Origin of the sequence: Exiguobacterium sp. NPDC077395 (genome assembly GCF_050269125.1) — a bacterium.
Taxonomy (GTDB): Bacteria; Bacillota; Bacilli; order Exiguobacteriales; family Exiguobacteriaceae; genus Exiguobacterium; species Exiguobacterium aestuarii_A.
The window spans coordinates 91587-104235 of sequence record NZ_JBNNHU010000001.1 but is presented as its reverse complement, the minus strand read 5'-3'; the positions used below and the strand labels follow the sequence as shown (position 1 = coordinate 104235).

The 12649-nt window shown below is 47.4% G+C and carries 13 protein-coding genes; 7 read left to right on the top strand and 6 right to left on the bottom strand.

Going from position 1 to position 12649, the window contains the following annotated elements; all coding sequences use genetic code 11:
* Nucleotides 1–4: 4 nt before the first annotated feature.
* Entirely contained in the window at nucleotides 5–1234 is a 1230-nt protein-coding gene (arcA, locus tag ACQKD4_RS00630) for an arginine deiminase (RefSeq protein ID WP_214745087.1), read from the bottom strand.
* Nucleotides 1235–1538: 304 nt separating this feature from the next.
* On the opposite strand from arcA, the gene mgtE reads away from it, so the two are divergent.
* Nucleotides 1539–2897, top strand: coding sequence for a magnesium transporter (gene mgtE / locus ACQKD4_RS00625; RefSeq protein WP_427372118.1), 1359 nt, complete (start codon nucleotides 1539–1541; stop codon nucleotides 2895–2897).
* A gap of 64 nt (nucleotides 2898–2961) precedes the next feature.
* On the opposite strand, the gene ACQKD4_RS00620 is transcribed toward mgtE, so the two are convergent.
* The gene (locus tag ACQKD4_RS00620; protein WP_427372117.1) at nucleotides 2962–3579 is read right to left on the bottom strand and encodes a hypothetical protein; all 618 of its coding nucleotides are present in this window, start codon (nucleotides 3577–3579) and stop codon (nucleotides 2962–2964) included.
* A gap of 174 nt (nucleotides 3580–3753) precedes the next feature.
* Here ACQKD4_RS00620 and ACQKD4_RS00615 point away from each other — a divergent pair, with 174 nt between their 5' ends.
* The gene (locus tag ACQKD4_RS00615; RefSeq protein ID WP_427372116.1) at nucleotides 3754–5532 is read left to right on the top strand and encodes a solute:sodium symporter family transporter; all 1779 of its coding nucleotides are present in this window, start codon (nucleotides 3754–3756) and stop codon (nucleotides 5530–5532) included.
* A gap of 21 nt (nucleotides 5533–5553) precedes the next feature.
* On the opposite strand, the gene ACQKD4_RS00610 is transcribed toward ACQKD4_RS00615, so the two are convergent.
* A complete protein-coding gene (locus tag ACQKD4_RS00610) occupies nucleotides 5554–6507 on the bottom strand; it encodes a GGDEF domain-containing protein (RefSeq protein WP_427372115.1) in 954 nt (317 codons plus the stop codon).
* A 93-nt stretch (nucleotides 6508–6600) separates the two neighbouring features.
* Between ACQKD4_RS00610 and ACQKD4_RS00605 the strand changes: the two genes are divergently transcribed.
* From ACQKD4_RS00605 to ACQKD4_RS00590, 4 genes are all read left to right on the top strand, one after another.
* Nucleotides 6601–7641: a serine hydrolase domain-containing protein gene (locus ACQKD4_RS00605; protein ID WP_427372114.1), complete on the top strand. Its 1041-nt coding sequence runs from the start codon at nucleotides 6601–6603 to the stop codon at nucleotides 7639–7641.
* A complete protein-coding gene (locus ACQKD4_RS00600) occupies nucleotides 7638–8027 on the top strand; it encodes a GNAT family N-acetyltransferase (protein WP_427372113.1) in 390 nt (129 codons plus the stop codon). Before ACQKD4_RS00605 ends, ACQKD4_RS00600 begins: the two co-directional genes overlap by 4 nt.
* An 11-nt stretch (nucleotides 8028–8038) precedes the next feature.
* Nucleotides 8039–8746 (top strand): SDR family NAD(P)-dependent oxidoreductase, encoded by a 708-nt coding sequence (locus tag ACQKD4_RS00595; RefSeq protein ID WP_427372112.1) that lies wholly within the window; start codon nucleotides 8039–8041, stop codon nucleotides 8744–8746.
* Nucleotides 8747–8829: 83 nt separating this feature from the next.
* Nucleotides 8830–9039 (top strand): hypothetical protein, encoded by a 210-nt coding sequence (locus tag ACQKD4_RS00590; protein WP_427372111.1) that lies wholly within the window; start codon nucleotides 8830–8832, stop codon nucleotides 9037–9039.
* Between the two features lie 18 nt (nucleotides 9040–9057).
* On the opposite strand, the gene ACQKD4_RS00585 is transcribed toward ACQKD4_RS00590, so the two are convergent.
* On the bottom strand, nucleotides 9058–9480 hold the full coding sequence (locus tag ACQKD4_RS00585) for a hypothetical protein (protein ID WP_074035571.1): 423 nt from the start codon (nucleotides 9478–9480) through the stop codon (nucleotides 9058–9060).
* A 143-nt stretch (nucleotides 9481–9623) separates the two neighbouring features.
* Here ACQKD4_RS00585 and ACQKD4_RS00580 point away from each other — a divergent pair, with 143 nt between their 5' ends.
* On the top strand, nucleotides 9624–10616 hold the full coding sequence (locus tag ACQKD4_RS00580; RefSeq protein WP_427372110.1) for an MDR family oxidoreductase: 993 nt from the start codon (nucleotides 9624–9626) through the stop codon (nucleotides 10614–10616).
* Nucleotides 10617–10683: 67 nt separating this feature from the next.
* Here the strand turns inward: ACQKD4_RS00580 and ACQKD4_RS00575 are convergent, their stop codons facing one another.
* Both ACQKD4_RS00575 and ACQKD4_RS00570 read right to left on the bottom strand, forming a co-directional pair.
* Nucleotides 10684–11028 carry a general stress protein gene (locus ACQKD4_RS00575; RefSeq protein ID WP_214744836.1) on the bottom strand — a complete coding sequence of 115 codons (345 nt, stop codon included), beginning with the start codon at nucleotides 11026–11028 and terminating at the stop codon, nucleotides 10684–10686.
* A 96-nt stretch (nucleotides 11029–11124) separates the two neighbouring features.
* On the bottom strand, nucleotides 11125–12585 hold the full coding sequence (locus tag ACQKD4_RS00570; protein ID WP_427372109.1) for a UDP-N-acetylmuramoyl-L-alanyl-D-glutamate--2,6-diaminopimelate ligase: 1461 nt from the start codon (nucleotides 12583–12585) through the stop codon (nucleotides 11125–11127).
* Between the last annotated feature and the right edge of the window lie 64 nt (nucleotides 12586–12649).

The window sequence follows — 12649 nt, the reverse complement described above, 5'->3', positions numbered from 1 at the left end:
ACATTTAGATGTCTTGACGGATAATCGGACAGCTCATGCAACGTGGACCTCCACGTCCGCGCGATAGTTCACTCGACATGATTTCAATCACTTCAACGCCTTCTTTACGGAGCAGTTCATTCGAGACGTAGTTCCGGTCATACGTGACCACGACACCCGGTGCGATGGCGAGCGTATTCGATCCATCATTCCACTGTTCACGCGCCGCTGCGATCGGGTCGCCACCGCCACAAGGAATCAACGTCGCTTCCTGCAAGCCGAGGACGTCTTTTAACACTTTCAACAAATCGGTATGTTGCGTGATTTGCAATTCACCTTCTGCATTCAATGAAAGTTCGAAAATATTCATCTTTCCTTCCGGTCCTTGAATGAACGGATGGATGGTGAATTTATCATGGTCGACCATCGTAAAGACGGTATCGAGATGCATGAAGGCGCGTGATTTTGGAATTTCGATGGCGATGACTTTTTTGAAGCTGTCTCCATGTTTGAGCAAATTGAGGGCGACGCGTTCGATTCCTTGCGCGGTCGTTCGTTCAGAGATGCCGATGGCGACGACTTCTTTCGATAAGACGAGCTCGTCCCCGCCCTCCATCGCAAATCGATAGTCGCGGTCTGACCAAATCGGAACATCATGTTTCGCAAAGCGTGGGTGATAGCGCATAATATATTGCGTGAAGAGTGATTCACGGCGACGTGCCGGTTCTTTCATTCGGTTGATGGAGAGACCATGACCGATTGCGGCGGCCGGATCTCGTGTGAAATAGAGGTTTGGCATAGGATCTAAAAAGAAGGGGTACGTATCTTCAATCATTTCGTGCAAATGTCGGCGTTTCTCCGGCTTGATCTCCGATTTTCGGATACCGGCCATCACCGTTTCAATCAACATTTCATTATCAAAATCGAGTAAATATTCTTTTAACGTTTCATAAGAGCCGTTGATATTTGATTTCGACTCCGATAAGATATCCGCGACAAACTTTTCGCGCACACCGGGGAGCGACAATGTCTCAGCCATTAATTTTTCGAGGTAAAGGACTTCCACACCGCGATTTTGGAGCGCACTCGCAAAATAGTCGTGCTCTTTTTGAATGACCGGCAAATGGGGAATATCATCGAACAAGAGGCGCTCTAAATATTCCGGGGTGAGGTTTTCTAATTCCCTTCCCGGTCGTTTCAGTAATACCGTTTTTAATTCTCCAATTTCTGAATACACATGAATCGGATGTTTCAGCGTCGTATCTTGTGAAATCGGTTGATTCGTCATTGAGATCATCTCGCTTCCTCCTTGTGATTCGGGTGTGTGACTACCCTTACCTTATCACTTTACCAAATTTGCGAATGTCTAATCCGGCAGTTCACCTGTTAGTGATTCCACATAGCTATGTATAAACCTTCACCTTTGTGAATGAACAAACAATGCATGAAAATTCGGCGTCCTGACAAGGGGAAATGAGATGTATGGATGATGAATACAATCCTTCTGAAAAATAAGGAAAACTTTTTTTGAAAAATGCGAAAGATCAGGATGTGAGCAAATGAAAATAGAAGAAATGGAATACAACGAACATGAAGCGGCACTTCGCACATTGATTCAAAAGGGAGACCCGGTCGATTTTCAAGACCTCTTCCTCTCCCTCCACCCCGGTGAACAGGCCGATCATTTTATCGAACTCGATCAGCATGAGCGTGCGTTCGTATATCGAACGATCTCACCTGAAGTGTTTACTGACCTTTTTGAAAAACTGACGTTAGAGGAACAGTGTTCATTCATTCAAGAAACGCCTCAACCGTATGCTGTCCGGATTTTAAATGAGATGTATTCAGATAACGCCGCCGATTTGATGCGGGAGCTACCCGATGCGTTCATGGACACACTATTCGAGCAGATGGACGATATCGAGGAACAAGAAGTCAAAGATTTGATGCAATACCCGGAAGAGACGGCCGGGGCGCTCATGACGACCGAGTTCGTCGTCCTTCAAGCGAACAAGACCGTCGGACTGACTTTAGAAGAGTTGCGTGAACTCGGACCAGACGCTGAGACGATTTATTACTTATATGTGGTCGACCAAGCGCACCAACTGGTTGGTGTCGTCTCTTTACGTGATTTGATTGTCGCGCCGCTCGAGGCGAAAATCGAAGACATCATGGGTTTTCGTGTCATCTCGGCAAACGTCATGACCGACCAGGAAGACTTGGCTCGGATTGTCCAAAAGTATGATTTATTGGCCCTTCCTGTCATCGACGATCAGCAAAAGCTACTCGGCATCATCACGGTCGATGATGTGTTAGACGTCATCGAGCGCGAAACGACGGAAGACTTTGAAGAACTATCCGCGACGAAGGGGTCGTCCGATATCAACATGAGTCCGTTCGAGGCGGCGAAAAAACGTGCCCCGTGGATTGTCAGCCTCATGTTTCTCGGGATGATCACAGCATCGACAATCGGTGGCTTTGAAGACACGCTTGAGACGATTGTGCTACTCGCCGTCTTCATGCCACTTGTCATGGGGTCTGCCGGTAATGCAGCCACCCAGTCACTTGTCGTTGCTGTTCGTTCGATTGCGCTTGGTACGATCAATCGCAAGAACGTCATGAAGATGATTCGACGCGAGCTCGGGACCGGCATCATCTTAGGGATTGCTTGTATGATTGTCATCTTCGGGGTCATCACGATTCTTTATGACAACATGCTCATCGGCTTCATTGTCGGAGTCTCCATCTTTGCAGCACTCAGTGTCGCCACGATGATCGGCACGATTGTCCCGCTTCTCATCAATCGCCTGAAGTTAGACCCCGCTGTTGCCTCTGGACCGTTTATCACGACACTGATGGACAACCTCGGTCTCATCATCTACTTCACGGTCGCGACGTCCATGCTTCAATTCTTATGATATTTATAAAAGTTCACACTAAAAAGCGGTGCTGATTTCATCAGCGCCGCTTTCACTCGTTATATCATTGAAATTCCTCTAACAGACGTTCTTGGGTGTCGTTAAAAGCTTCAATGTCTTCATCCGTCATCACGTCGTTTTGTTCTGCCATATAAGGATTGTCGTTCAATAATGTCTCTAGTTTACTCAAGTCAGCACTTCGCCCGCTTTCTTGATAAAGATTGGATTCTCCTACCGAAGTCAGTGTCCCTGTCCGATTCACTTTGAAATGTCCTTGTTGTAGACCGACAATTCGATACGCGTTCTCAATCACGGGGCCTTCGTATTTTTGTAAATACAAGAGAACGTTTTCTCCTCGTCTGACGAGCGGGTCTTCTTCCATATCGTTTTGTAAGAGGGTAATCGTATCAGTTTGCTTGAGTTCATGACTCACGTCTCGATAGACACGCTGCACGTGAATATCTGATTCAAAGAAAGTAACCGAATGATATTCAAAAGATCTCGGGTGACTGCTCACTTTGCCGACGATGACAATCGGCGAGCGTGTAGCTAAATCGTCTATGTGTCGGAAGCTTTCGGTCACAGCCAAATCACTCGTGTTTTCTTGTTTCAGCATATCACTAAACATGACATAACTTGCTACTGCTGCAACAGATAATATTCCAATCATCCATTTCCTCAAAGAGATTCCTCCCACCGATTCACCCTATTGAATTTCTAATCGATCACATTGAGAAATTTATGCCCAGCCCATGACTTTTTATCATTCCATCAAGATAAGAGGACTACTTTCTTACACTTTAGGGTATTTCCTACAAATAGATTATATAACATAAGTAAGAAGTGAGGGGATTCTATGACGATTCAGCAAGTACTCTACATACTCGTGACTAGTGCTTTGTTCATGGCACTCGTCGCCTACGTCTCATATCGCATGACGAGAGGAAAAGTCGAAAGTGCTGATGATTATTTCTTGGCCGGTCGCGGATTGACGGGCGTCTTCATCGCAGGTTCGCTCCTCTTGACCAACTTGTCTGCTGAACAATTGATTGGCTTGAACGGTCAATCGTTCGCCGGCAATATGTCGGCAATGGCTTGGGAAGTCACAGCTGGAATTGCTGCCATCATCATGGCGCTCTTTTTACTACCGCGTTTTCTTGGTATCGGGATCTCGACCATCCCTGAATTTTTAAGTCAACGCTATGACGAGGACGTTCGTCGATTGACCGTCCTGCTGTTTTTACTCGGATACATGTGTGTCACGATTCCGTCCATGCTCTATTCTGGCGGATTAGCTGTCCTCCAACTATTCGACGTGCCTGCCCTTCTCGGGATTAGCTTCGAGCAGTCCCTTTGGATTGTCGTCTGGTTCATTGGAATCATCGGGGCGATTTACGCTATCTTCGGTGGTCTTCGCGCGGTCGCCGTTTCCGACACGTTAAACGGAATCGGTCTCATCATCATCGGCTTCCTCGTTCCAACGCTCGGATTCCTCGCACTAGGTGACGGGAATCTTTTGGACGGGATGAAGACGATTGCGACGACGAATCCCGAAAAGTTGAACGCCATCGGCTCCGCCAATGACTCGGTCCCGTTCCTCTCCATTTTCACCGGGATGATTTTTGCGAACTTGTTCTACTGGGCACTCAATCAATACGTGATTCAACGCGCTCTCGGCGCAAAAAACTTGGCAGAGGGACAAAAAGGAGTACTATTTACGGGTTATTTAAAACTACTTGTTCCCATTTTTATGCTCTTGCCTGGCGTCATCGCCTTCCATTTGTATGGATCGAACGTCGAGAAAGCCGATTTAGCGTATCCGAGCTTGATTGCTGAGCTACTCCCGATGTGGCTCATGGGCTTTTTCCTTGCCGTCTTACTCGGTGCCGTGTTCAGCTCATTTAACTCACTATTAAATAGTATCGCAACGCTATTCGTACTCGATATTTATAAACCGAAGTTCAAACCAGATGCCTCCGATCAAGATTTGATTCGCGTCAGCAAATGGTTTGGCACGTTCGTGGCGCTCGTCTCTTTCTTTGTCGCCCCGAATCTCATGTATGCACCAGACGGGTTATGGGATTTGATTCGTCGTTTTACAGGCTTCTTCAACATCCCAATTCTTGTCATTGTCCTAATCGGTATGCTCGTCAAACGAGTTCCCCCGATTGCTGCGAAGACCGTCGTCTTCTTCCACGTCATTGCTTACTATTTCCTCGTGTGGGGAACGGAGCAATGGTTCGGTGTGGAAATCGGGATTAACTTTATCCATATTTACGGTATTCTCTTCGTCGTCGAGACGGCTATCATGCTCATCTTCGCTCGCGTACGACCGATGCTTCAAGCGAATCCGATTCGAATCGAGCTCGGACGAGTCAAACCATGGCGTCACGCGCTGTCGACTTCGATTTTGCTTGTCGCTTCGATGATTTTCGTCTATCTCGTCTTTTCACCAATTGGACTTGCCTACGCGGATGGGATTGTTTCCGGATGGTTCGCTCCATTGACGATTGGACTCATTGCCGTGACGACCCTTCTGATTTGGGCATCTTATCGCTATGGACTCGCACGATATGAACGTTATCTTAATAACTTAGGTGAAGAACCACCTGAAGTAGAGGAAGCGAGTAGTTAACAAAAAAGAGATTTTCTTGAACTAAACGTCAAGAAGATCTCTTTTTTGTTGCTGCTTTTGTTCATACATCGCGTCATCTGCTTCTTGCCAAAGTACTTCGATTGATTCTGGATGAGATGCCCAAGCCAACCCGATGGCCACTGAGATTTCCTCTTCCCGGCATGTCGTTTCGATCTCATGAACCATCTTCTCGCATGCTTCTTCTGACATCATCTGAAGAAACAAGACGAACTCGTCTCCTCCAATCCGATAGACAGAGGACTCGATGGTTTGAAGGAGGTTACCGACACGCTTCAACAAACCATCACCGGCAGAGTGTCCTTTTTGATCGTTCACGACTTTCAAATCATTCACATCGAGTACGATGATTCCGATATTTCTCATCCCTTCCGCTTGACCGATCGTTTCTTCAAACGCCCGACGATTGAAGACACCCGTCAAACTGTCATGACGACTTTCATACAGAAGACGCTCACGCTCGGTCATGGCCGCCTCGATGTTCCGAATCACACCTTGCACCGCCACAATCTCACCGTTCTCATAGATCGGGGTCGTATACTCTTCGAACCATACATAAGTCCCTTCATTCGTCCGCCACCGCTGAAGAATTGCTTCTTCATAGTCGACGCGCCCCAACACTTTGTCTAGCAACAATCGTCGATCGTCCGGATGGATTCTGCGGAAACATTCCTGCGCATTCGAATAGCTCCGCATGACGGTTCCTTCGCCCAGATACAAATCTAAAGAAGGACTGATATACCGAAAACGCCATGCTGGTTTCGTTTCAAAAATATAGATGACATCTTTCGTTTGGTTCCCGAAATGCATGAACGAAAGCGTCTGCGGATGTGGCCGTTGACGCTTATATAGCCACAAAGCAATCAAACATCCAACGAGTATCCCTAAAAAGAATAGCGTCATTGAATACACTTCCTCTCTGTTCGCCCATATCGTACCACGTTCGAGGTCAGACACCTGTCTCAATTCCTGTTATTTGGTAAATGTTTTTTTGAATATTGAGTAAATTTATGGATGGTTCATTTAGAAGTGATATAGTCGAAGTACTTGATGACTCAACAATTGGAGGTTCTTTTGCAAAACATCACGCATCTCACAGTGGACGAAACATTCTCTGGTGTCTATTCCGTCACCAACCCAGAAACGTCCATCCATCAATCCCTTGGCTATGCTAATCGCTCGGAACAGATTCAACATGAAGTCAAAACGAGATTCGGAATCGCTTCCGGTTGCAAACTGTTCACAGCAATCGCCATTTGTCAGTTAGTCGAACAAGGTCGACTCTCTTTTGCAACTTCACTGGATTCGTTTCAGACATTCGACCTGCCCTACATATCCTCAAAAGTTACAATCCATCAGCTATTGACGCATACGTCGGGGATCCCTGACTATTTTGATGAGTCCGTCTCTGACGACTTCGAAGCGTTGTGGCGTGATGTTCCGATGTATCGATTTCAACAACCACGAGATTTTTTACCGCTATTTCAACAAAAAACGATGCAGGATGAACCAGGTTCCCGATTCTCCTACAATAATGCAGGGTATATTCTGTTAGGGTTGATTGTCGAGGAAGTGACCGGGCAATCTTTCACCGATTACGTCGAACAGTCGATTTTTCAACCTGCCAACATGAGCGATTCCGGATATTTCTCGCTCGATGCCTTACCCGCCAAAACGGCGCTCGGCTATATCGATCATTCGGACGGCTCATGGCGTACGAATCAATATGCGATTCCAATCAAAGGCGGGGCAGATGGCGGAGCATATGTGACCGTTCAAGATATGACTCGTTTTTGGGAGGCGTTGTTTTCACATCAACTTCTTGACGCCGCATCCACATCCCTACTTCTCACACCACATGTGACGGTCAATGACCGAGGTGGTAGTTATGGATACGGGATTTGGATTCAGCATCATTCGTCTGGAGACATCTATAAGTACCATGTGATGGGATATGACCCGGGCGTCAGCTTTCATTCCGGGTATTACCCAGAAACTCAGGTCATTTCGGTCGTTTGTTCGAATCAATCAGACGGCGCGTTTGATGTGATGAAGCAAATCGAAGCACAGATGGGAGAGCGAATCGAATGAAAATCCGCGCATATGTCGCGTCAGATTTTGAACACATCCAGCAGCTCAATCATGAGGAAGGCTGGACTCAACTCGTCGAACGGGGGGAGCTGACCCGTGAAGCGTGGCGTCAATCGAACGTCACGTATGTCATGGAGTCTGATAAGGGAGAGATTGTCGCCTACTTACGGGGACTCACCGATACGGCAGTCACCTTGTTCGTCTGTAAATTATTGGTCGCTCCCGCCTATCAAAAATGTGGGCTCGGTGAACAGTTACTTCAACATATCCATGAACGATACCCAACAACGCGAATCGAACTGTTAGCGAGTCAAACTTCGCACACATATTACGAAAAACTACGATTCCGTCCGTTTTACGGCTTTCGGAAAACGATTCACGAATAGGAGGAATGTATATGAAACTCGCTCTCGTCACCGGGGCATCACGCGGTCTCGGTCGTGCCATTGCCCAAGAACTCCAAGCTCGAGATTATGACGTGATCGGTCTCTCACGTTCACAGTCCGAAGACGTCACATATGAACAATTACCCATCGACCTCTCAGACGTCTCAGGAATCGAAACGGCCATTCGAGACATCACTTCCCTTTTAGAGAATGCCGATTCGATTCTTCTCGTTCAAAATGCCGCATGGATCGAACCGATTCATCGTGTCGGACAGTTGGATGGGAAGAAAGTGACGGCCCATGTCCATGCCAACCTACTCGCACCGATGCTATTGGCGAACGCGGTCCTCGCTTTCAACAAGCCGACCGATTTGATTCATGTGACGTCTGGCGCGGCCAAACGTCCGATTTCAGGTTGGAGTGCGTATTGCGGCACGAAAGCAGGACTTGACCACTTCACAGAAACGCTAGCACTTGAGCTCGAAAACACACCACATCGTGCGGCACTCTTTAATCCTGGCGTGATGGATACATCGATGCAGGCGGAGATTCGCTCTTCTTCGGAAGAGGCGTTTGCAGACCTCGAACAATTCCGTTCATACGAAACAGAGGGACGACTCCGCTCTCCCGAGACGGTCGCTCGCGTGTTCGTCGAACAACTGATTGACCGCCCTCTTGAAAACGGCAAGACCTATTCGATTTACGACTTAATCAAATAATTTACCTGGTCAAAAATAGAATCACCCTCTTGCCGGTAAACCGTCTACACTACTTTCATAGACATGTGAAAGGGTGAATCATGATGAAGACGATTGCCGGAGGATTACTATTATTTGGATTATTTAGTTTGACGATGTCGTTCACGATGATTGGAGATACCGCTGTCGTCGGGGCAATGGTCAGTGGTGTCGCACTACTGTGCAGTGTCGGTCTTTTTTTCGGGTCGACGGAGCTCGCCCGCGTGCGTAGCAATTTGCTTCACGACAAAAAAACGTCTTTCCCATCTGAATGAGGGAAAGACGTTTTTGATTCAGTCTTCTTCGTATTCTTCTAATAAATCGTCGACATCATATTCTTCAAAGTCTTCTTCGTCAATAAAGATATCGCGATCGTTCACAACGTGGATTGGACCATTGGCCACATCGATGCGAATCGTCCACGCCCAAGGAATGCGTAACCGGTTATAAACCCCTGTCCAGAACTCCATTGATTCTTGCTCATACTGTTCAAATTCTGTCAGGAGTTCTTTGAACGAAACACCCGTTAATTGGAAGTTTGAGTCTTGGAGCCGTTGAAGCGCATGATGTTTCGCTTCTAATTCGGCCGCTCGGACCATTTCTTCAGCGGTCGCCATCTCGAGGATTGTCCCATCTGGCGGGAGAATATCGTATACGTTGAACAATTCGCCTTCTTCTACTTCTACATCATCAAACTCATAGTCATCGTGCCGCATACTACATTCCTCCTTACGCAATTTGAATCCCTTTTATTGTACCACTCTCTACCCGATTCCCCCTAAAGATTCGTGCATATATTTTATTTGTCACGGGAAAGAGTGTTAGAGTGAGAACATCCATAGGAAAAGAGGTTACGCACATGAATGAATCATTCCAAGCACTCATGCTCGACCAGCATGATGAACACCTTCATGCCGAAGTAAAAGAAGTGAAATCCGACGTCCTTCCGAAGGAAGAAGACGGAAATGTGTTAGTGGAAGTCCACTACTCCGCGTTGAATTATAAAGACGCGCTCGGATTGACGACATCAGGCAAAATCGTAAGCCATTATCCATTTATTCCAGGATGTGAATTTGTCGGGAAAGTAGTCGAATCGGATCATCTGGATATTAAAGTTGGGGACGAAGTCATCGCCACCGGTTTCGGGATCGGGGAGCGTCATTTCGGAGGCTTCAGTCAATACGCCCAAGTGCCAGGTAACTGGCTCGTCAAATTACCGAAAGGGATGAGCATGCGGGACGCCATCGCAATCGGGACTCCGGGACTTACAGCCATGCTTTCCATTGATGCGCTCGAACATGCTGGCGTTCGACCTGGGGAAGAAGTGCTTGTCACAGGCGCGACGGGTGGCGTAGGAAGTTTCGCCATTACATTACTCCGTCGTCTTGGCTATCATGTCGTCGCCTCGACTGGTAAAACGGATTCACCATACTTACGCTCACTCGGTGTCGAGACCATCATCGACCGGAGCGAATTAGAAGGACCTGCTCGTCCGTTGGCTAAACAACGCTTTGATGCCGCCATCGATTCGGTCGGCGGAAACACCCTCGCCAACATCTTGAGCCAAACCCGATACGAAGGTGCTGTCGCCGCATGCGGTCTCGTTGGTGGCGCCGACTTGCCGACGAGTGTCTATCCGTTCATCCTTCGTGGGGTGAAACTGATTGGAATCGATTCGGTTATGCAGCCGATGGCACGCCGTACAAACGCATGGGAACGCCTTGAGGAACTCATTGATCCGAAAGTGTTGAATGACATGATTCATGAGATTCCGCTACACGACGTCCCACGTCACGCCGAAGCGATGATGCGCGGCGAGTTGAGCGGTCGCACTGTTGTTCGTCTTCGCTAAACACATCAAAAGAGGCTGAATCGCTCGCGATTCAGCCTCTTTTCTCTCTATTCTCCATGGTGTGGAATTAGATGGTAAAGCCAGCCGGTGCGTCTTTCACAACGACGAGCACTTTGCCTTGGTCTAGTTTTTCTTCTAAACGTTCCGATTCCTCTTTCGTGAAACCGAGTTCTTGGAACTCAGCGCGAAGTTCGTCCCCTTTTTTGCGGAACATGTTTTTAGCGGCTGTCCCCAAGCCAACGTCACTCGCAGAAACGGTGTTTGCATCTGCATTGTCCGCAACACGTTTACTTCTGTCATCGTCATGTGTGATGACATAAATGTTGGACTCATCTATCCCATTGGATTTCATTGATTGAACGGCGGTAACGACTTCTTCATCATTTGTAAATTCTTTGTACAAAACTGACATGTCTATTCTCCTCCTTCAATTCTACTACATTAGTATGTATTACCTTCATCGATGGTTTTCACACATTAAAAAACGATGACAACCGTCATCGTTTTGTTAAACGGCAGGTTCCTGCCCTTTTTGTTTTTTCAATTCTTCCAATAGAATATCCGATTCATTAAACGGGATCGAATGTCGACCGATTCGCTCGACGTGGTCATGTCCTTTGCCGACGACCACGACTCGCTTCCCTTTTAACGCCTGCATCGCAGCATGGCGAAGGGCATCTTCTCTCGCTTCAAATGTCACGTACTTCACGTTCGGCTGAATCCCTTTGACTAAATCTTCAATGATTTGTTTCGGATCCTCCATTCGAACATCATGTACAGTGACAATCACGTCATCTGAATATTGACTCGCAATCCGTCCCATATCTTGACGTTTCGTCGGGTCACGGTCTCCTGCCGCACTTAGGACGACAACGAGAGACCCATCGTCTTGTTGTAACGTGGACAAACACTTCTCTAAACCGTCTGGGGTGTGTGCATAATCGATATAGATTTCGGCATCCTCTGTGTCGAGGCGCTCGAGACGTCCTTTTGGTAACGTCAGTCCTGGTACATTCAAGACAATCTTTCGAAGGGTCATATCAGATGTTGAGACGAGTCCGATCGCTGCTGCCAAATTCGCCGCATTGAACGCACCCATAAATCGCACGGGTACTTCTAGCTTAAATTCTTTCATATGAACAAGAACCGTATCCTCTCGCCAAATGACTTGAATATCGGCTTCTACTTCTTCTGTCGCGCTATACATAATGACTCGGCGCGTCGGTGCAAACTCAGCCATCACTCGGCTAGCCTGGTCTTCCGCATTTAACACGATCGCGTCACCATTCGTCACTTCTACCTGTTCAAACAATCGCGCCTTCGCCCGGGCATATTCATCCATCGAACGATGGTAATCTAAATGATCATGCGTCAAATTCGTAAATGCGGCCGCATGAAAGTGAATTCCGGCCACACGTCCCTCCATCAATGCATGAGATGACACTTCAAGTACACAGTCCGTGACACCGGCATCGACCATATCCGCTAAAATACGATGTAAGACGACGGCTTCTGGGGTCGTATTGGCCGTTTCAATCGTTTGATTGTGGAAACGGGCACCGATTGTACTGACAATCCCTGCACGAAGTCCAGAGAGACGCAATAAATCATATGTCAATGTCGCTGTCGTTGTTTTTCCATTCGTTCCCGTCACACCATATATACGCATCCGATGAGACGGATGATCATAAAAAGTACTCGCAACCGCTCCTGCTGTCTGCTTCGTATCGGCAACAACCACATTCGGTACATCGAGATCGAGTGGATATTCTGAGATGACCGCACTCGCACCATTGGCCACGGCGTCTTCCGCAAACTTGTGTCCGTCGACCGTGTAGCCGCGAATGCAAATAAAGACATTCCCTGAACTGACCTTCCTGGAGTCTGTTTCGACTCCGGTCACCCATGGATCAAGCTTCATGTCATCCATCTCATTTTGTAAAATGGCGGATAAACGTTTCGTTCTCATGCTGTGTACGTCCTTTCTCATGGGTGTCGCTAGGTGTATAAACCTTATCGTCATGTTACTAGAT

Excerpts from the sequence above, each read along its gene's own strand:
- ACQKD4_RS00600 (WP_427372113.1), top strand. The coding sequence starts at position 7,638 with ATGAAAATCCGCGCATATGTCGCGTCAGATTTTGAACACATCCAGCAG.
- mgtE (WP_427372118.1), top strand. The coding sequence starts at position 1,539 with ATGAAAATAGAAGAAATGGAATACAACGAACATGAAGCGGCACTTCGC.
- ACQKD4_RS00580 (WP_427372110.1), top strand. The coding sequence starts at position 9,624 with ATGAATGAATCATTCCAAGCACTCATGCTCGACCAGCATGATGAACAC.
- ACQKD4_RS00590 (WP_427372111.1), top strand. The coding sequence starts at position 8,830 with ATGAAGACGATTGCCGGAGGATTACTATTATTTGGATTATTTAGTTTG.
- ACQKD4_RS00585 (WP_074035571.1), bottom strand. The coding sequence starts at position 9,480 with ATGCGGCACGATGACTATGAGTTTGATGATGTAGAAGTAGAAGAAGGC.
- ACQKD4_RS00570 (WP_427372109.1), bottom strand. The coding sequence starts at position 12,585 with ATGAGAACGAAACGTTTATCCGCCATTTTACAAAATGAGATGGATGAC.
- ACQKD4_RS00595 (WP_427372112.1), top strand. The coding sequence starts at position 8,039 with ATGAAACTCGCTCTCGTCACCGGGGCATCACGCGGTCTCGGTCGTGCC.
- ACQKD4_RS00615 (WP_427372116.1), top strand. The coding sequence starts at position 3,754 with ATGACGATTCAGCAAGTACTCTACATACTCGTGACTAGTGCTTTGTTC.
- ACQKD4_RS00605 (WP_427372114.1), top strand. The coding sequence starts at position 6,601 with ATGACTCAACAATTGGAGGTTCTTTTGCAAAACATCACGCATCTCACA.
- ACQKD4_RS00575 (WP_214744836.1), bottom strand. The coding sequence starts at position 11,028 with ATGTCAGTTTTGTACAAAGAATTTACAAATGATGAAGAAGTCGTTACC.